Genomic DNA, 19,195 nt, shown 5'->3' on the forward strand with positions numbered 1-19,195 from the left:
TAGGGCTCGAGGCGACGCGTGGTCTAGCGGAGCAGTGCGATGAGGGTGACCGCGATGGCGGCGAGCACCACGAACGCCAGGAACACCGCGGCGGCGAGAGCTGCGTGGCGGGGCGGATCGGTCTTCCCGGGTGGTTGGTCAAATCCGGAGAACACCGGCCGTGAGTGCTGGGTGACCTGCCAGGACTCGCCGACACCCGAGGTCGGGTGGGCCCGCCCGACAGTGGTCGGTCCGTGAGCCGCCGGGAGACCTGACTCGGTGGTGGTCGGGATGCGCCGGGTGGGTGGCCGCGGAGGGAGAGGCGCGGTTCGTCGATCCAGCGGACTGGTGAGGATCTGTGCGGTGTTGCCGGCATCGCCCGCGGCGATCTGGGCAAGCCGATCGCGGATCCCGGCCATCGTCGGCCGGCGGGCCGGACTCGGCTCGAGCATGGCGAGCAGAGCGCCCTCGAGGGCTCCGGCCCGCTGGGGTCGGATGATCTCGCCGCGGGCGACCTTGTGCAGCAGCACCAGGGAGTTCTCGTCGAGCCCGAACGGCGGCTGACCTTCCACGCAGGTGTAGAGGGTGGAGCCGAGCGAGTAGACGTCGGAGGCCTCCGTCGGATCTTCGCCGCGGGCGACCTCGGGAGCGAAGTACGCCGGGGTACCGGTGATCACTCCGGTCTGGGTGAGCTGTACATCGTCCTTGGACCGCGAGATCCCGAAATCGGTCAGCTTCACCAGCCCGGCGTTGCGTCCTTCTGCGATGAGGATGTTGCCCGGCTTGATGTCGCGGTGCATGATGCCTGCGTTGTGGGCCTCGGCCATGGCGTCGGCCACCTGGGCGCCGATCTGGGCCACCTGCTTGACGGGCATGGTGCCGGCCTGATGGAGGATCTCGGCGATGCTGCGCGAGGGCAGGTATTCCATCACCAACCAGGGCTCACCGGCGTCGAGTGCCACATCGTGCATGGCGATGGCGTTGCGATGACTCAGCCGGGCCGCGATCCGGCCCTCGCGCATGGCTCGCTGTCGCATCTCGGCGGCGGAGTCCTCGGTCATGCCGGCCACCGACAACACCTGCTTGATGGCGACCTGCCGGTCGAGGAGGGTGTCGTGCGCCAACCAGACGGCGCCCATGCCACCGCCACCGATCTTCGAGCGCAGACGGTACCGCCCGGCAACCAGATAATCGGGGCCGGGAACGCGGTAGGAAGAGGCGCTCATTGGTCTGACCTTAGTGGACTCCTGAGACTGGAGTGGGTGGTGTGCCGGGCGAGGACGACTCGCCCGGACGACGCGCCGAGGCGTATTGACGCTTGTCGGAGTGCTGACCTACATTCGAAAAGAATCGAAAATGTGTTCGAGTCAGACCGGTGGTTGCAACTTCCCTGCGCCACTTCCTCCTTGGTGGGGAGTATGGACAGGGGTGCGATGCAGACCATGGAGACAGCTCCGGACAAGGCGCAGAAGCTGGCGATGTTGCGGCAGACCCTCGCTGCTGCCACCACTCGATCAAAGCCCGAATCCGTTGTGCCACAAAGACAGATGTCGGCGGTTGTCAATGAGCAGGAGAAGTACACCGACCGCGAGAGGCTGGCTGTCCCGCCGGCTCTCGAACGGGTGCTCCCCGGTGCCGGGCTGATTCGTGGTCAGGTGTTGGCCTTGGAGGGTGCACGGTCGCTGTTGTTGTCGCTGATCGCACAGGTCAGTGCCGACGGCGGTCATGTGGCGGTCATCGGTCAGCCGCAGCTGTGTCTGCTCGCGGCGGTCGAGATGGGGGCCGACCTGTCCCGGATCGCGGTAATACCCGACCCCGGGCCAGATCCGGTGGAGATCGCCGCGGTGCTGCTCGATGGACTCGACCTGGTGGTGGTGGGCCTCGGTGGTATCTCGGTGCCACCCTCGCGCAGCCGGGTGGTGATGGCCCGCGCTCGTAGCAAGGGCGCGGTGCTGGTGGTCACCGACGGCACGTGGTCGGGAGCACATGTGAAGTTGCAGTCGCGGGTCTGTGCGTACCGGCATCAGCCCACCGCCCACCAGCCTTCTGCTGTGCGGCGTGGTTACGGCCGACTCGGAGGTGTATCACTCGCGGTCCGTTCACACGGACGCGGATTCGCCGGAGCCGATACCCGGCTGGACGTGATGCATTGCGGCGACCGGGTGCAGCTCGTCGATGTGGTCGACTCCCAGAGCAATTCGTACGATGCTCCTTCGCTGCCGGTGGCGTTGTAGATGAGTGATCGGGTGTTCGGGGTCTGGTGCCCGGATTGGCCGGCCGTCGCCGCGGCGGCAGAGATGGATCTGTCGCCGGATCGTCCGGTTGCGGTGCTGCGGTCCGGCCGCGTGATCGCCTGTTCTGCCGCGGCACGTGCGGTGGGGGTGCGCCGGGAGATGCGTAAACGCGATGCCCAGGCGCGGTGCCCCCAGCTGACCGTGACAGATGCGGACGAGGGACGTGATGCCCGGTTGTTCGAACCGGTGGCCGCCGCCGTCGCCGAACTGATCCCGATGGTCGAGGTGTTGCGGCCGGGACTTCTGGTGCTGCCAGCCCGTGGGGTTGCGCGCTATTTCGGTGGTGAAGAGGCGGCGGCCGAAAAACTCACCGACGTGGTGTCTGCCTGTGGCATCGAATCCCAGGTGGGTATCGCCGACGAACTCTTCACGGCGATCATCGCTGCTCGGCTCGGCAAGGTGGTACCTCCGGGCAAAGGTGCCGAGTTCCTTGCGCCACTGCGTATCTCGCAATTGGCGGTGGAGCCCAGCATGTGTGCCGACGATCGACCTGCCCTGGTCGATCTGCTGTGGCGGATGGGGCTTCGAACCATCGGCGCCTTTGCCGAACTGTCGTCCACCGATGTCGCCACCCGCTTCGGGGCGGACGCGATCTTCGCGCACCGCACCGCTCGGGCATTGCCGCAACGCCCGCCGTCGGGGCAAGCGCCACCACCGGACCTGGTCGTCGAACATCGCTGCGACCCACCGGTGGACCGCGTCGATGCCGCCGCCTTCATCGGCAGGCGACTGTCCGCCCAGCTGCACGATGTGCTGGCCGCGGCGTCGGTGGCCTGCACGCGGCTCACCGTGCAGGCCACCACCGAGAGCGGTCGTGAGTACTCCCGCACCTGGCGTTGTGCACAGCCGCTGACCCCTGACGCGACAGCTGACCGGATCCGCTGGCAATTGGAAGGGTGGCTTTCCGGACGCAGCGCCGCCGACCGCCCAGATGGGCCGGTGGTGATGTTGCGTCTCGATCCGGTGGAGGTGATCGGCTCGGGTGCGATGCAACTCGGGCTCACGGGCGGGGGATTGGCCGGAGGAGACGGAGAAGTGGCCGAGCGGGTGCGCCGGGCACTGGTGCGGGTGCAGGGGTTGTTGGGAGGCGAACGCGTGCAGGTTCCGGTACGCAGTGGTGGCCGTGGGCCCGGTCAGCAGATCACCCTGGTACCCCTCGGGGACGAATTGGTGGCACAGGCCGACCCGGATGCCCCCTGGCCGGGGCAATTGCCGGGACCGTCGCCCTCAGTGCTGCCGATGGCACCGGTGACCCTTCTCGACGCCGAGGACTCCCCGGTGCAGGTCACTGCCCGCGGCAGTTTCAGTGCCGATCCGGCCAGTCTGACCTGGGGCCGGCGCAGTTGGTCGTTGAGCTGGTGGGCGGGGCCGTGGGCCACCGACGAACGGTGGTGGGCCGCAGGGCCGGGGGATGGTGGCGGTGGCGTCGATGTGCATGTCGGGACATACGCCAGAGCGCAAGTGCTGCTAGAGGATTCACGAGCATTGTTGCTGCACTACCAAGATGGGCAGTGGACCGTCGAAGGCGTGTACGAATGACGCACGGTACGCCGCACGGCGGATGTGGGCCCTGTTTCACCCAGGGTGACGAGAACACTTGGACAGTCCGTCGTTCCCGACTTCGATGGCAGCGAGCGCCTTCCGGCGCCCTCTCGACACCCGAAGGACCTGATACCGATGAGTCGTCAACTGCACCTGGGCGGATTCCTGATCGCCTCGCCCGTCACCCATTCCCATGCCGCATGGAGGCACCCGGGCTCCACGACGGAATTCTTCTCACCCGAGCACTATCACCGTGTCGGCCGCATCCTCGAGCGCGGCAAGTTCGACTTCGCGTTCTTCGCGGATCTGCTGGCCGCCCCCTTGCGTTTCGGTGCAGATCAGTCCGAACCACTGCGTCGTGGCACCCAGGCCGCCGCGACACTCGATCCGTCCGTTGTCGCCGCCAGCATCGCCGCGGTCACCAGCCATCTGGGCATCGCGATCACCAAGTCCACCACCTACTTCCACCCGTACGAACTCGCTCGGGTCTTCGGCTCCCTCGACCACATATCCCGCGGCCGGGTGGCATGGAACATCGTCACATCCCTGACCCAGGCCGAAGCGCTCAATTTCGGTTTCGACCAGCACGTGGCACACGACGAGCGATATCTGCGAGCCGAGGAGTTCGTGCAGACCGCAGTGGAGCTGTGGTCGGCGTGGGACGAGGACGCCGTTGTCGCGGACAAGGCGAGCGGGGTGTGGGCCGATGCGGACAAGGTTCGTCCGGTCGACCACGACGGTCGGTACTACCGCACCCGGGGCCCGCTGAACCAGCCGAGATCACCCCAGCATCGTCCGGTGCTCATCCAGGCCGGATCGTCCTCCACAGGAAAGGATTTTGCGGCCCGATGGGCCGAAGCCATCTTCGAGATCGACCCGACGCCGGAAGGGCGTCGGGCCTACTACGACGACGTCAAGTCGCGTGTGGTCGACGTGGGCCGCAATCCCGACCATGTCAAGATCCTGCCCTCGTTCATCCCGTTCATCGGTGAGACCGAATCGATGGCCCGGGAGAAGCAGGCGTTCCACAACGAACTCGCAGATCCGATCTCGGGCCTGATCACACTGTCGGTACACACCGACCACGACTTCTCGCAGTACGACCTCGACGCCCCACTGGAAGACATCTCCGTCTCCGGAACGCAGGGACTGTTCGATGTGGCGAGGCGTCTGAGTGAACGGAACAGCCTGACGCTCCGCGACATCGGCAAGCTCTACGCGCAGGGAGTGCTGCTGCCGCAATTCGTGGGTACCGCTTCCGACGTGGCCGATCAGATCGAGGCCGGGTTCACCGGGGGAGAAGCCGATGGCTACATCGTCTCCACGGCCCAGACACCGGGAACGTTCAACGACTTCGTCGACTATGTGGTCCCCGAGCTCCAGCGTCGCGGTCTGTTCCGTACGGAGTACCAGGGCAGCACGTTGCGGGAAAACCTGGGGCTCGGGCATCCGGACGAAGACCTGCCAGCAGACATCCGCGAGCGGTCGCTGGTACCCGCTGCAGGCTGACACCCTGCAGCGCAGGGCAATTCACTGCAACTTACGTAAGGTGTTGAGGTTCCGGTTGGTGAGGAACCAGCCGGAATCCGACTTCTTCTTCGATCCGGTGCGTTTACCGATCACGCTGTCGAGGGTGTCGCCTTTTCGTACCTGCCAGTACAGCACCGACTCGCCTGCTGCGATCTGTTCCTGCTGCGGATCGAGTTCGTCCGCGATCGCGGCGACGAGGTCGACCTGAACGGGGTCGGAGTAGAAGACGACATATGCGTGCCAGTCGTCTCGTTCGGGGAACGGGTAGGCGTCGATGATCGCAGTGAGCCTGTCGACAGGCACCACGAGAACCCCTGCCGCGTAGCCGAATCGGTCGGACAAAGCCTTCTCGAGTGCAGCGGTGAGCCCGTCCACATCGGTACTCGGTGACTCGAACAGTACATTGCCGCTGGCGAGCACGGTCTTGACGTTCGTGTGCCCGAGCGCTTCGACGCAGGCCTTGAGGTCGGCCATCTTGATTCGGATGCCACCCACGTTGACACCGCGCAACAGGGCTGCGTATCGGTGCGCCGTCCGCGCCATCAGACCCTCCCCGGCTTGTTGATCGATCCGAGGAACAGCGGCAAACCCGTTGAGGTGTCGATGATCTGGTACACGAATGGTCGGTCGGCGACGAAGAGTTCCATCTGCTCAGGGGGCATCGCGGTGACACCGGCATCGATCTGGGTCGCCGACGCTGCCACCGTGCCTTTTTCGCCCACCGTGATGGTGCTGTCCTGGGCGGCGGCCGTGACGAGCAGCTGGGGGCTGATGCCGTTCAAATCGGCAGCGTCGGTGAACAGTTCTCGGACGCCGAGCGCTTCGAGCACGGTCTTGAGATCCACCGAACTCTCCACCTCCCATCGAGGCAGACTCACCGACACCGATGTGGTGGGCGCCGAACGCAGCTGTGTGCTCGCCCCGGAAAGCACCTGTTGGTCGAGTATCGTCCTCACGTCGCGGCCCTCGGGCAAGAACACCTGCATGGCCAGTCCGTCGGAATAGGGCAGTTGCACGCCGGTCCACCCCGCGCCGGAGACCCAGTTGGCCGAGACCGTTCTGCGCATCATGTTGACCTCGTCGACCGATCCGTCAGCGGAGGTGAAATCGGTTGGTGCAGTGGAATCCGGTGAGAACGGCTGTTGCCACGCGGCTGCGAGGTAGACGGTCGAGAGAAGGCTGATCACCGTGTCCGGGTTGTAGTCGGTGGGGGTCTCGAGGATCTTGCCCCCGGTGTTCACCGCCAGCCATTTGTCGATGGCGGATTCGGTGTCAGGCGATGTGAAGTCCACCGGATACACCCCGCTGTCGAAACGGCTGCCGAGCACTTCGAGGTATTCGGCGGCGACCTCCACCGAATCGTCGATGAAGATTCCGGCAGCCTGATGGAACACCGGTGGGGTGGGGGGTTTGTCCTCGTCGACGCCGCCGGGATCACCGTCGAATCGATCGAGCTGTCCGATCAGCGCCGCACTGGCATCGTCGTCCTGCTGACCGATCACCGCATCGAGTTCGGCAGCGGTGGTGCCACCCGCGCCCGCCCGCAGCATCTGTAGTGCGATCATCGCGCTCCACGGAGAGATCACCTGATTGTCCGAGAGGTCGGTGCCCCGCAGCACGTCGACGCCGAACCCCGTGGTGTCGACGACCATGGTGTCTGCCGTTTCACGCACTTCGTCGACGCCGATCTGGTCGAAGCGGACCCCGGAGGCCTTGGTCAGTTGTGCGGTCACCGCCTGCTCCGATTCCCGGGCACAGCCGGCCACGGTCAGGGTGATGATCAGCACCACCGTCCACAGGGCTCTCACGAGTTGGCTCCTCGTGCGCTCACCCGCCACGGCGTCACCTCACCGGCGAGGTCGACCACCATCAGCTCGTTTGCGAGATTGACTGCGGCACAGACGTGATTGGGCGCCACCTGAACCCGGTCTCCCACCTCCGGCCGCGACTGCGAATTGGCGAAGTCGACGGTGGCGTGGTGTTCGGACAGTGCAATGACACGGGCGTCGGGATAGGTCGGCAGACGGCCACCGCCGCTGGCCCACGCGGGCTGGTCAGCCCCCAGAACCTTGCTGCCACAATCGAGTACCACTTTGCCTGCTTCGCGGTGGACGACCGTGGTGACCGCGGTGAGCGCCACCTGCGCGAACGTGCAGATACCCAATTCCACCTGCTGGGCATCACCGAACACGTACACGCCCGGCCGGATCTCGGTGAGCACCGAAGGATCCGCCTCGCTCGCCGATGGCGTCGAACCACCACTGCGGATGACCGGATCGATACCGCCGTTGCGCAGCGACTGGGCTGCCATGGCAAGGGCTCCGGACTCTTGCCTGGCCACCCCGGCGGGACGGCCGGGTTGGTAGCTGTGTCCGGGAAAGGTGAACGCGCCGAGCACTTTCAGTCCTGCCGCCACCGCACGATGTCCGACATCGCCGGCGCGCTGAGGATGCACGCCGGTCCGGTGATGACCGCTGTCGATCTCGACGAGCACACGCGCGCCAGGCAGGTGCTGTGCCAACTGCCCGGCGCCTGCCGCCGAATCCACGGTCAGGAGCACTTGGGCCTGATCCATGACCCTGCGAAGTCGCTGCGCCTTGCTCTCGGTGACCCAGAGCGGATAGGCGATGAACAGATCGGTGATGCCCGCCGCCGCGAACACCTCGGCTTCACCGATGGTGGCGACGGTCAGCCCGACCGCTCCATGCGCGATCTGACGGTGGGCGAGTTCGGTGCTCTTGTGGGTCTTGGCATGCGGGCGCAGCGCCAGACCCGATCCGGCGGCGAACTCGGACATCCGTGCGAGGTTGGCGTCGAGAACGACGTCGTCGACGGCGAGAAACGGGGTGTCCAGGGCTGCGGTGGCAGTGAGCACCCTGTTGTCGGGGCCTGAGTCGACACTGTCGGTGTGGGTCACCGCGCCGTGCCGTTGAGGTGTGTGAGGGTGCGGCCGGCTGCTGTCGAGTGTGGCGAGGGGTGTTGTCTCCGGCCGCTCGGGCCACCGACATCGCGGTGCATCATGTGGGTCAACAATGCCAGAGTCGGGTGACCCGTGCCGACATAATCGGCTGTCCGGGCCGGTCCGTGGTGAGCGCTGCGAGCTGGCAATCGCCGGGCTTGTTCATCGAAAACATGTTCGATACGGTGAGGTGTGGGTTGGCACAACGGCCCTCCGACCTGGTCGGAGCTGGAACGGGTTCTCTCCGGGCGGCCGCATGTCGGCGGCCGATCCGGCGAGACCTTTGCCGGCGACGGTGGCGACAGTCCGGCGTGGTCGCGTAAACGCACGCCCTACGAGGCCGGCGAGTTACGACGAGGCAAGTCGCAGGTCCGGTACGCCGAACTGCACGCCCACAGCTCCTACAGTTTTCTCGACGGGGCCAGCAGTCCCGAGGAGATGGCGGAGGAAGCGCATCGGCTGGGCCTCGAAGCCTTGGCGATCACCGACCACAACGGGTTCTACGGGGTGGTGCGTTTCGCCGAGGCAGCCCTGGAATGGAAGCTGCCCACCGTCTTCGGCTCCGAACTCTCGCTGCTGCGTGATGCCCCTCGCACCGGTGTGGCCGATCCGGACGGTTCGCATCTGCTGGTCCTGGCCCGGGGTCAGGAGGGCTACCGCAGGCTGTCCCGGCAGATCGCCGCCGGACACATGGCCGCAGGTGAGAAGGGACTCCTGCGTTTTGACGTCGAGACGTTGGCAGGGGCCGCGGACGGGCACTGGCTGATACTCACCGGATGCCGAAAAGGCACTGTGCGCCAGGCACTGTCGTCGGGTGGCCCAGATGCCGCCGATGCAGCGCTCGGTGAGTTGGTCGACCTGTTCGGCCGCGACAACGTGGCCGTGGAACTGACCGCGCAAGGAATGGCCGATGACGATGAACGCAACGCGGTGCTCGCCGGGCTGGCCCGGCGCAATCGGGTGATGACGGTGGCGACCACGGGCGCCCACTTCTCGGCGCCACATCGCAGGCGGCTGGCGATGGCGATGGCCGCGGTGCGTGCCCGCCGCAGCCTGGATGAGATGGATGGCTGGCTCGCGCCCCTCGGGGGCGCCCACCTGCGCAGCGGGGACGAGATGGCGCGGCTTCTCAGTGCTCACCCCGATGCCATCGACAACGCCGCGATGCTGGCCGGCGAGCTCGCCTTCGGACTGCATCTGATCGCACCGCAGTTGCCGCCGTTCGACGTACCCGAAGGGCACACGGAGAGTTCATGGCTGCGAGAACTGACCGCACGTGGGGCCACCGAGCGGTACGGAACGCCGCAGAGCCATCCCAAGGCGTATGAGCAGATCGAGCACGAACTCGATGTGATCGACACCCTCGGGTTCCCCGGCTACTTCCTGGTGGTCGAGGACATCGTCAGGTATTGCCGCGACAACGACATCCTCTGTCAGGGCCGCGGCAGTGCAGCCAACTCGGCGGTGTGTTACGCACTGGGCATCACCGCGATCGACCCGGTCGGCAACGATCTGCTGTTTGAACGATTCCTGTCACCTGCCCGCGATGGCCCGCCCGACATCGACATCGACATCGAGTCGGATCTGCGAGAAGAGGCCATCCAGTACGTGTACCGGCGGTACGGGAGGCAGAACGCCGCTCAGGTCGCCAATGTGATCACCTATCGGGGCAAGTCGTCGGTGCGGGATATGGCTCGCGCACTGGGGTATTCGGTGGGGCAGCAGGATGCCTGGAGCAAACAGGTGCATCGATACGATGCGGCAAAGGCCAACGAACACGACATCCCCGACGATGTGGTCGACCTCGCCAATCAGATCAACGGCATGCCGAGACATTTGGGAATCCATTCCGGCGGCATGGTGATCTGCGACCGGCCGATCGCCGACGTCTGTCCCACCGAATGGGCCAGGATGCCCAATCGCAGTGTGCTGCAATGGGACAAAGACGACTGCGCTGCCATCGGTCTGGTGAAGTTCGACATGCTGGGTCTGGGAATGCTCTCGGCCATCCACTACGCCATCGACTTCCTCGAGCAGCACCGCGGCATCCATGTGGACCTGGCGAAGATCGATCTGACCGAAAAAGCCGTGTACGACATGTTGTGCAAAGCAGACACCGTCGGGGTGTTCCAAGTGGAATCGCGGGCGCAGATGGCAACGCTGCCCCGCCTCAAGCCACGCAAGTTCTACGACCTGGTGGTGGAGGTGGCGCTCATCCGCCCCGGGCCCATTCAAGGTGGATCGGTGCACCCGTATATCCGGCGTCGCAACGGATTGGAAGAGCCGACCTGTGAACACCCTTCGATGGAGGCGGCACTCGCGCGAACGCTGGGGGTGCCGCTGTTCCAGGAGCAGTTGATGCAGGTTGCGGTGGATGTGGCCGGGTTCAGTGCCGCGGAGGCCGACCAGTTGCGCCGCGCGATGGGGTCGAAGCGATCGCCGGAGAAGATGAACCGGCTACGCGGCCGGTTCTACCAGGGGATGAAGGATCTGCACGGCATCACCGGGGAGATGGCCGACCGCATCTTCGAGAAGATGGCAGCGTTCGCCAATTTCGGTTTCCCGGAGAGTCATTCGCAGAGTTTTGCGTCCCTGGTGTTCTACTCGTCCTGGCTCAAGCTGCATCACCCGGCGGCCTTCTGCGCGGCGTTGATCAAAGCGCAGCCCATGGGCTTCTATTCACCGCAGACGCTGGTTGCCGACGCCCGGCGCCACGGCGTCGCCGTACATGGTCCTGACATCAACCTCTCGCAGGTGGACGCCGATCTGGAGAACGACGGACTCGACGTGCGCCTCGGGCTGGCGTCGGTGCGGTCGATCGGTACCGAATTGGCCGAGCAGATCGTCGAGCAGCGCTTGACCGGTGGCGCGTTCACGGGCGCAGCGGACCTGTCCCGGCGTACGAATGTGAGCACCAACCAGCTCGAGGCCTTGGCCACGTCCGGGGCATTCGACTGTTTCGGCATCAGTCGACGGCAGGCGTTGTGGGATGCCGGTTCGGCAGCTCAGGAGAAGTCCGACCGGCTGCCGCTGCATGAGAACAGTGCTGCGCCGGCACTTCCGGGGATGAGTGAGGTCGAAATGGCGGCGTCGGACGTGTGGGCGACGGGGGTCAGCCCGGGCAGCTATCCCACCGAGTTCATCCGCCCCCAGCTCGACGCGCTGGGAGTGGTCGCGGCAGCGGACCTGTTGTCGGTGCCCGACGGTTCCCGCGTGCTGGTCGGCGGTGCGGTGACCCACCGGCAACGACCCGCCACGGCGGCGGGGGTGACGTTCGTGAACCTGGAAGACGAGACCGGGATGGTCAATGTGGTGTGCTCGGTAGGTCTTTGGGCGAAATACCGCAAACTGGCTCAGACGGCGCCCGCCCTGCTGATCCGGGGGCGGGTGCAAAATGCCGAGGGGGCGGTGACGGTGGTGGCCGACCGCCTGCAGCGCATGGACCTCCGTGTCGGATCCCGATCTCGTGACTGGGCCTGACCCGTCGACCGTGCCGAAACACCCGTCGACCGTGCCGAAACACCCGTCGACCGTGCCGAAACCGGGATTGACCGTGCCGACGCGGAGCGTATCGGCCCACTCGACGCGAGTTTCGGCACGGTCAGCGGCTGGTGGGCCGTTTGATGGATCGCTGCGAGTACCGGCCGGCACTAGCATGACGGGATGCGCGGTGGGCGGGGCGAGAGTGGGTTCTCCGAACCCGTCTCAGGGGCAACCCCTGGGTGCATCTCGCAGTTGGTATCAGCGTCCGACGCCGGCAGGCACGCTCCGCGTGCTACCCGGCGCCGCAGACGAGAGTTCTGGTCGCCCCGCCGCCGCGCATCTGCCTCATGACCACCGACTCGACCGATCTGGGCGACCCCACCGACTCCGGACATCCTGACGACCTCGGTGGCCTGGGCCCCGGAATCCGCATCCCGGCACGGTCGCTCGACCTGCTGATCAACCGGCTCGAGGTGGATCCGCGGTGGTCGGTCCATGCACTGGGCGACATGCTTGCGGCAACGATGGCGCCTGCCACAGCCACGGCCCTGCTCGGTCTGCTGCTCGAGAAGTTCCCCGAAAGGCCCGAGCCGGAGGCCGTCCGCAGGGCGCTGTGGTCGATGGTCATCGAGAACCGCAGCCACGTCTTCGATGAACTGCCGACGCCCGAAATGACGTTCGGTCTCACTCCACTGGCCGACGCCACCGATGTGGCGCGCTGGCTCGGCCTCACGGTGGGCGAACTGGAGTGGTTCGCCGATCGAGGCCACTGGCTACGCTCGAAAAAGACTGCGCTCGTCCATTATCGGTATGTCGCGATCCCCAAACGTGACGGCGTCAGGGTGATCGAGGCCCCAAAACCCCATCTACGCGAGATCCAGCGCCGGATACTCCGAGAGATACTCGATCGCATCCCGCCGCATCGCGCGGCGCAGGGATTTGTCGCAGGCCGGTCCACCGCGAGTTTTGCCTGGCCACACTCCGACCGCAACGTGGTGCTGCGGGTCGATCTACGGAACTGCTTTCCGACCATCACCTCGGCGCGGGTGCGCGCGGTATTCGCAGCTGTCGGTTACCGGAGGACAGCCCGGCTCTTGTCTGAGATATGCACCACCGCAACACCTCCCGATGTCCTTCGAGGTCTCGACTTCGCCCACGCGTCGCTGCTGCGGGGGCGGCATCTACCGCAGGGCGCCCCGACCTCGCCGGCCCTGGCCAACCTGGTCATGCGCACCATGGACCGCCGGATCTGGGGTTATGCCCAGCAGAACAACCTTCACTACAGCCGTTACGGCGACGATCTGGCCATCTCGGGCGACGTCATGAACGCAGGGAAGGTGCTCTGGACAGTGCTGCGGATCATCGCCGACGAAGGCTTCACCGTTCACCCTGACAAGACGAAGATCATGTACTCACACCAGCGGCAGCAACTCGCGGGGTTGGTGGTCAACGACCGGCCCAGGGTCGGCCGGGTCGACTACGACAACCTCAGGGCATTGCTGCACAACGCCATTCGTACGGGCGCCCACGCCCAGAACCGCGACGACCATCCGCGTTTCCGCGAGCATGTGTACGGCAAGATCGCCTGGATCGCCGCCACCAGCCCAGGCCGGCGAAACACGTTGCTGGCCATGGCCGAACGGGTTGATTGGGATCGCTAGCCAGTACCGGCATGGGTGGGCACGTTCGGCGGCCTGTATTTACCGGCCCGCAGCGACTAGCCTCGGTAGATGACGCGCAGCTATTCGAACAATCTCAACCGCCAGACACCCGGGGCTGTCGAGACCACCGACAGCGAGAACTCGCTGGACACTCAGATCGCGATCGTCTGGGCGCTCGAAGACGGTTGGCAGGGTGCTGACTCGTTGGCCCCGAGCCCGCAAGCCAAAGAGTTCTACGAGATCTACCGCAATGGACTGCCCAGTTCCTACTGGAACGAGTCGGCGCCGAGCGCAACTGCCGACGGTGGTCTGCACCTCGGATGGGAACGCAGCGACCACATCTATTCCGCCGACATCCTGCCCGGCGGCGAATTGGTCTTACGGGTGACCGCACCTCATGAGTCGGACAACGCCGAACTCCGACTGGACCAGCCGACAGCGGGAATGCTCCGGCGTTTCGTGATGCGTGGCCTTCCGATCGACTGACGTCAGATCAGCTCGATAGTCCGACCACCCCGATCGCTAGACCGCCCCGGCGAAACCGTGCTGTCGCCATGCCTCGTACACAACGATGCTCGCCGCGTTCGCGAGGTTGAGCGAACGCCGGCCGGCCAACATGGGGATTCGGACACGTTCGGTCACGTGTGGGTCGGACATCACCTCTTCCGACAGCCCGGTGGGCTCGGGACCGAACAACAGAACGTCGCCGGGTTGATAGTGGATGTCGGTGTAGAACGTGTCGGCATGGGCGGTGAAGGCGAAAACCCGTTGTGGGGCAAGCGCACCCCAGGCGGAGAACAGATCCTCATGCACGGTCACCGAGGCCATGTCGTGGTAGTCGAGCCCGGCACGCTTCACCTTGGGTTCGGACAGGTCGAATCCCAGCGGTTCCACCAGGTGTAGCTGACACCCGGTGTTGGCCGCCAACCGGATCGCGTTGCCGGTGTTGGGGGGTATGCAGGGCTCGTGGAACAGCAGTCGGAACACTCGTCAAGCTTGACTCACCGCCATGGAGGACTCTTCGGCGGTGTCGCCGTGGCGGTGTAGACATGCACTCATGAGCGATGAGGCCACCGTGGACGAACGGTTCGATTTTGCCGACCATTCCGGCGAGGAATGGATGGGCCGGCAGTTCGTCGGATGCAGTTTTGTCGAATGTGACCTCAGCGAGCTGTCCACGGAGGGCACAACATTCACCGATTGCGACTTCACCGGCGCGAGTCTGGCCCGCTCCCGGCATCGGTCGAGTGCATTCCGTAATTGCCACTTCGAGCGCACCCATCTCAACAAGGTCGAGATGGCCGACTGCAGTCTGGTCGGCTCGGTCATCACCCACTCGCGGGTTCGGCCCCTGACGATGATCGACTGCGACATGTCGCTGATGTCGATCGGCGGTCTGGACATGTCGGGCGTGGTGCTCCGGGGATGCCGCCTCCGCGAGGCGAACCTGACCGAGTCCATCTTGATCGGCGCGGATCTCTCCGGCTCAGATCTCACCGGGATCCGGGCTGTAGGTGTCAAACTCGGACAAGCGAACCTGCGCGGTGCGCGATGCGACCCGATGCTCTGGCTGCAGGCGTCGGTGACCGACGCCTCGGTCGATCCCGACCAGGCCATGGAGTTCGCGGTGGCACACGGTCTGCGGATCGGGGGAGGAGAGTTGTGACCCACACACCTGGTGAGGCCCGGAGGCCTGGTTACAAGCACAACAGTGCGCCGAAGAAGCCGGTCATCCACCCGGTGGCCTGGACGCCGCCTCCTGCGAACACCGCGGGCTGGCCGGCTCCGCTCACCCCTGAAGTCACGGTGATCACCCTGGACGACGATTCACCCGAGGACGTCGTCGTGGACCGCAAAGGACGGGTCTACACCGGTGCCATCGGCGGCAACATCATCTGCATCGACCCGGTCGACCACTCGCGGCAGGTGGTGGCGAACACCGGTGGGCGCCCCTTGGGTATGGAGCTGTTCGGCGAACATCTGTTCATCTGCGACAGCGAGCGCGGCCTGTTGCACATGGACGTCCGGTCCGGACGCATCGACACGGTCGTCGACCAGGTCGGTGGAGAACGGCTGACCTTCTGTTCCAACGTGGTGGTCACCGCCGCCACCGACGGCCCCGATCCACGGCCAGTCGAGCTCTACGTGACCCAGTCGACCACCCGCCATCCGTATGAGATGTACATGGCCGACATCTTCGAGCACTCGGGCGCGGGCAGGCTGCTGCGCGTGGTGCTGAATGATCCCGGTGATCCGGGCTCTCACGATTCATCGACCTCGCCCTGGTCGGGTACTGCTGACGTGGTCCTGACCGGTCTGCAGTTCGCCAACGGACTGGTCGTGCACCAGGGTCGGCTGCTGATCGCCGAGACCGGCGCCTACCGGTTACGGTCCTTCGATCTGGAGACGGGAACCGATTCGGTGGTTCTCGACGGTCTGCCCGCCTTTCCCGACAACAGTTCGCTGGCACCAGATGGTGAGCACATGTGGCTCGCCCTCGTGGCCAACCGCAACGGCACACTCGACGCCCTGGCCGGCAGACCCGGTCTGCGCAAACTGCTCTGGCGGCTGCCGGATCGTCTGTTGCCGAAGGCGGTGGCACCGATGCGTCTGCTCAAGATCCATCTGGCCACTGTCCGGGTCGTCGCGGAGTACCGGGTCCCCGTCGCCGGTTTCGGTCAGAGCACGGGTGTGGTCGAACACAACGGGCGCGTCTGGGTCGGCGGGATCGAGGCGCCCGCAGTGGCGTGGTTCGATCTCGAATGACCACTCATCGATCCTGCGCGTGCCCCTGGCACCGGGTATCACCGGCGCCTGGAACAATGGCACCGTGAGCGCAGCCGTACTGGATGGAAAAGCCACCCGCGACGAGGTCTTCACCGACCTCAAGGCCCGCGTGGACAAACTTCGGGCTGCGGGGGTCACCCCCGGACTCGGCACGGTCCTCGTCGGCGACGACCCGGGCTCGCAGGCCTATGTCCGCGGCAAACACAACGACTGCGCCAAACTCGGGATCGCCTCCATCCGCAAGGACCTGCCGGCCGACATCACCACCGAACAGCTCAACGAGGCCATCGACGACCTGAATGCGGACCCGGCGTGTACCGGGTACATCGTGCAGTTGCCGCTGCCGAAGCACCTCGACGAGAACGCCGCCCTCGAGCGGATCGACCCGGACAAGGACGCCGACGGTCTGCACCCGATCAACCTCGGCCGGCTGGTCCTCGACGGTTCCGGAACCTCGTCCGACGCGCCTCTGCCGTGTACCCCCCGGGGCATCCTGCATCTGTTGCGACGCTACGACATCCAGATCGCCGGTGCCCACGTGGTGGTGGTCGGCCGCGGAGTCACCGTTGGCCGCCCCATCGGTCTGTTGCTGACGCGGCGCAGCGACAACGCCACGGTGACCCTCTGTCACACCGGTACCCGGGATCTGGCCGCCGAGGTCGGGCGCGGCGACATCGTGATAGCTGCCGCGGGTGTGGCTGGGCTGATCACCGCCGACATGGTGAAACCGGGCGCTGCGGTGGTGGACGTGGGCGTGAGCCGCACCGATGCCGGTCTGGTGGGAGACGTCGCGGCCGATGTCTGGGACGTGGCAGGCCACGTATCTCCCAACCCTGGTGGCGTCGGACCACTGACGAGGGCGTTCCTGATGGCCAACGTCGTGGAACGCGCAGAGTCCGCGCTCGCACAGCGTTGATCGCCGACAGCAGATGACGCCCAGGTCGTCCGACACCCGAGGTGGGGCCGATCGTGCCGCACGGAACCGAGCTCGTCGGCTGCACCAGGTTCGCAGGCTGCGGTGGGTTCTCGTGCAGATCCCTTTCTTGGCCGTCGTCGCCCTGGTTGTGATCGCAGCGGTGTTCCTGGTGTTCGACCGCTGGCGGCGTGGAGCCTTTGTCTTCGGGTCTGCTGCCCTTCTCGCAGCGCTCCTACGTGCGGTTCTGCCCAGTTCCAGGGTGGGTCTCCTCGAGGTGCGTGGACGATTCGCCGACGTCGTGACCATGGCCTCGGCCGGCGTCGCAATACTGTGGTTGGCTACCTCGATCGACCCTTTGGGCACAGATTGATTACAATTGTGTCTGTTACTGCACGAGTCGGTTGACCTGAGCGGCGACGGTCGTTGTCGATCGTCGGCCAGGAGCCGGCAAACAAAGTGCTGGGGGGCACGCCAGGAGAGCTTGTCGCACGATGTGGAAGAACCGCATCCGCGCAGGCAGGCGACACATCAACAGTTCGGAAGAGAGCAATGAACACCTCGCTGGGCCTGTCCGCAGGCAGTGGAATGGTCCACTGCGTTCTGCTGACGACCGACGAGAGTGGTCGTGTCGATTCTCTGGGCCGGGTGATCGACGTCGACCCCACCGATGGACTGACCCGGGCCGGAAGGATCAATTCCGGCATCGATCTGATGCTCACCCAGGCGCGAGAGCGCGGCGACCGCGTCGGCACCATCGGCGTTGCCTACCGAACCGATGAGCACGCCCGGGAAATCGCGTCCAAGGGGACCGGCGCCAAACGTCAGATCCAGTTGGTCGCGGAGACCGAGGCCGTAGCGCACCAGCTGATCAGTACGGGTGAGATCAATCGCTTCGCTCAGGTGGTCGTCGTCGACCTCGGCGACACCGGGATGGGCATGTACTGCCTCGACCCGTCGAGTCGTCGCATCACCGACTACCAACGCAGCGAATCGGTTGCCGGTATCGCACTGGATTCGCTGATCGCCGATGACGTCGTGGGTTCTGGCCGCTTACGCGGACGGCGCAAGTCCACGGTGCTGAGCGCCTGCCGCACCGCCAAAGAGGAACTGTCCAGCAAGGATTCGACAGCGCTGATGGTCGGTAACCGCGCCGACCCGGTGACCGTCACCCGCACCTCGCTCGAACGGCTGACCGCTCCGATGGCCGAGCATGCCGCACGCGTGGTCGGCGATTACGTGAACGGGCCGCACGCCCCCGGGGCAGAAGCAGTGGTGCTCGTCGGCGGCATTGCCAACATCCCGATCTTCCGTGACCTGATCGTCGACGCCGCCGGTCTCGAGGCAGTTCTGCCCAAGGGGCCGGAGTCGGTGGCGGCCACCGGCGCCGCGAAGATCGCGGCCCGGGGACGTGGTGGTGCCGATCTGGCGTTCATCGGTGGCCGGCGCAGTCGCGACTGGCTCTCGGCCGCGCCGCTTGCCGTGTTCGGGGCCTTGCTCGCCGGCGCACTGATGACCGTGTACGCGGTGGGTTCGTCGTTGGCGGGCAATCCGAGTACTCCGACGTCGCAGCCACCTACGTCGTCCACGACGACCACCGCGGCGCCGCCCACGACCACCATCGAGATCTCCAGTCCGCGCGTGAGCACACCGGACCGTCCACCCGTGCAACCTCAGCCGGTGACGATCACCACCACTGTCGATCCGGCACCACCGGCTGCCGGTGGCGGTGGAGGTGGCGGCGGTGGCGCTGGAAACTCGGACCCGGGTTGGGCCACAACGGAATTGCCGGCGGGCACCGGACCGTCCCGGCCGTCGACGTCCACGTTGAGCCCGTCGCTGTGGCCGTTCCCGTTGCCGTCGCTCCCGTGGACCCCCACACTTGTTCCGCCGACAAGTAATCCGACCACACCGCCTCCTGGCAGCACAGCCATCGAGTCCCCGCCCGCCATGACGCCGATCGCCCCGACGACGATCCCAGACGCCATCGCGCCCACACCGCAAGCGCGCTGATCGCCTGACAGGAGTCCGGCAAAAAGGTCTAGCG

At 65.8% G+C, this 19,195-nt stretch carries 16 protein-coding genes; 11 read left to right on the plus strand and 5 right to left on the minus strand.

The annotated features are described in order from the left end of the window. Window positions 1–23: 23 nt before the first annotated feature. On the minus strand, window positions 24–1,205 hold the full coding sequence (locus CSW57_RS06395) for a serine/threonine-protein kinase (RefSeq protein WP_099381876.1): 1,182 nt from the start codon (window positions 1,203–1,205) through the stop codon (window positions 24–26). A 216-nt stretch (window positions 1,206–1,421) separates the two neighbouring features. On the opposite strand from CSW57_RS06395, the gene CSW57_RS06400 reads away from it, so the two are divergent. The 3 genes from CSW57_RS06400 to CSW57_RS06410 all read left to right on the plus strand — a co-directional run bounded on the left by CSW57_RS06400 (window position 1,422) and on the right by CSW57_RS06410 (window position 5,324). After that, entirely contained in the window at window positions 1,422–2,213 is a 792-nt protein-coding gene (locus CSW57_RS06400; RefSeq protein WP_223249064.1) for a hypothetical protein, read from the plus strand. Next, a complete protein-coding gene (locus tag CSW57_RS06405; protein ID WP_099381877.1) occupies window positions 2,214–3,812 on the plus strand; it encodes a DNA polymerase Y family protein in 1,599 nt (532 codons plus the stop codon). A gap of 138 nt (window positions 3,813–3,950) precedes the next feature. Beyond that, entirely contained in the window at window positions 3,951–5,324 is a 1,374-nt protein-coding gene (locus CSW57_RS06410; protein WP_099381878.1) for an LLM class flavin-dependent oxidoreductase, read from the plus strand. Window positions 5,325–5,345: 21 nt separating this feature from the next. Here the strand turns inward: CSW57_RS06410 and CSW57_RS06415 are convergent, their stop codons facing one another. Genes CSW57_RS06415 through CSW57_RS06425 form a run of 3 tightly spaced genes read right to left on the minus strand, consistent with a single transcriptional unit; the run spans window position 5,346 to window position 8,220 of the window. Next, window positions 5,346–5,888 carry a DUF1697 domain-containing protein gene (locus tag CSW57_RS06415; protein ID WP_099381879.1) on the minus strand — a complete coding sequence of 181 codons (543 nt, stop codon included), beginning with the start codon at window positions 5,886–5,888 and terminating at the stop codon, window positions 5,346–5,348. Continuing rightward, window positions 5,888–7,153, minus strand: a complete 1,266-nt coding sequence (locus tag CSW57_RS06420; RefSeq protein WP_143696488.1) for a serpin family protein — start codon at window positions 7,151–7,153, stop codon at window positions 5,888–5,890. Before CSW57_RS06420 ends, CSW57_RS06415 begins: the two co-directional genes overlap by 1 nt. Beyond that, entirely contained in the window at window positions 7,150–8,220 is a 1,071-nt protein-coding gene (locus CSW57_RS06425) for an alanine racemase (protein WP_262982248.1), read from the minus strand. The genes CSW57_RS06420 and CSW57_RS06425 overlap by 4 nt, the downstream gene beginning before the upstream one ends. A gap of 276 nt (window positions 8,221–8,496) precedes the next feature. Between CSW57_RS06425 and CSW57_RS06430 the strand changes: the two genes are divergently transcribed. The 3 genes from CSW57_RS06430 to CSW57_RS06440 all read left to right on the plus strand — a co-directional run bounded on the left by CSW57_RS06430 (window position 8,497) and on the right by CSW57_RS06440 (window position 13,934). Beyond that, on the plus strand, window positions 8,497–11,784 hold the full coding sequence (locus tag CSW57_RS06430) for an error-prone DNA polymerase (protein ID WP_099381881.1): 3,288 nt from the start codon (window positions 8,497–8,499) through the stop codon (window positions 11,782–11,784). Between the two features lie 350 nt (window positions 11,785–12,134). Further along, window positions 12,135–13,448, plus strand: a complete 1,314-nt coding sequence (locus CSW57_RS06435; protein ID WP_223249066.1) for a reverse transcriptase family protein — start codon at window positions 12,135–12,137, stop codon at window positions 13,446–13,448. Window positions 13,449–13,517: 69 nt separating this feature from the next. Continuing rightward, complete coding sequence (locus CSW57_RS06440) at window positions 13,518–13,934, plus strand: hypothetical protein (protein WP_099381882.1); 417 nt, start codon at window positions 13,518–13,520, stop codon at window positions 13,932–13,934. A 36-nt stretch (window positions 13,935–13,970) separates the two neighbouring features. On the opposite strand, the gene CSW57_RS06445 is transcribed toward CSW57_RS06440, so the two are convergent. Then, window positions 13,971–14,435 carry a tRNA (cytidine(34)-2'-O)-methyltransferase gene (locus CSW57_RS06445; RefSeq protein ID WP_099381883.1) on the minus strand — a complete coding sequence of 155 codons (465 nt, stop codon included), beginning with the start codon at window positions 14,433–14,435 and terminating at the stop codon, window positions 13,971–13,973. Between the two features lie 70 nt (window positions 14,436–14,505). On the opposite strand from CSW57_RS06445, the gene CSW57_RS06450 reads away from it, so the two are divergent. The 5 genes from CSW57_RS06450 (at window position 14,506) to CSW57_RS06470 (ending at window position 19,161) form a co-directional block, all read left to right on the plus strand. After that, entirely contained in the window at window positions 14,506–15,114 is a 609-nt protein-coding gene (locus tag CSW57_RS06450) for a pentapeptide repeat-containing protein (protein WP_099381884.1), read from the plus strand. Then, a complete protein-coding gene (locus tag CSW57_RS06455; protein WP_099381885.1) occupies window positions 15,111–16,214 on the plus strand; it encodes a strictosidine synthase in 1,104 nt (367 codons plus the stop codon). Before CSW57_RS06450 ends, CSW57_RS06455 begins: the two co-directional genes overlap by 4 nt. A gap of 64 nt (window positions 16,215–16,278) precedes the next feature. Then, window positions 16,279–17,151 carry a bifunctional methylenetetrahydrofolate dehydrogenase/methenyltetrahydrofolate cyclohydrolase gene (locus tag CSW57_RS06460; RefSeq protein ID WP_099382113.1) on the plus strand — a complete coding sequence of 291 codons (873 nt, stop codon included), beginning with the start codon at window positions 16,279–16,281 and terminating at the stop codon, window positions 17,149–17,151. A 13-nt stretch (window positions 17,152–17,164) separates the two neighbouring features. Further along, window positions 17,165–17,521, plus strand: coding sequence for a DUF3017 domain-containing protein (locus CSW57_RS06465; RefSeq protein WP_099381886.1), 357 nt, complete (start codon window positions 17,165–17,167; stop codon window positions 17,519–17,521). Between the two features lie 179 nt (window positions 17,522–17,700). Continuing rightward, window positions 17,701–19,161, plus strand: coding sequence for an Hsp70 family protein (locus CSW57_RS06470; RefSeq protein ID WP_099381887.1), 1,461 nt, complete (start codon window positions 17,701–17,703; stop codon window positions 19,159–19,161). Window positions 19,162–19,195 lie beyond the last annotated feature (34 nt).

Source organism: Williamsia muralis (assembly GCF_002735905.1).
GTDB classification, from domain to species: Bacteria; Actinomycetota; Actinomycetes; order Mycobacteriales; family Mycobacteriaceae; genus Williamsia; species Williamsia muralis_A.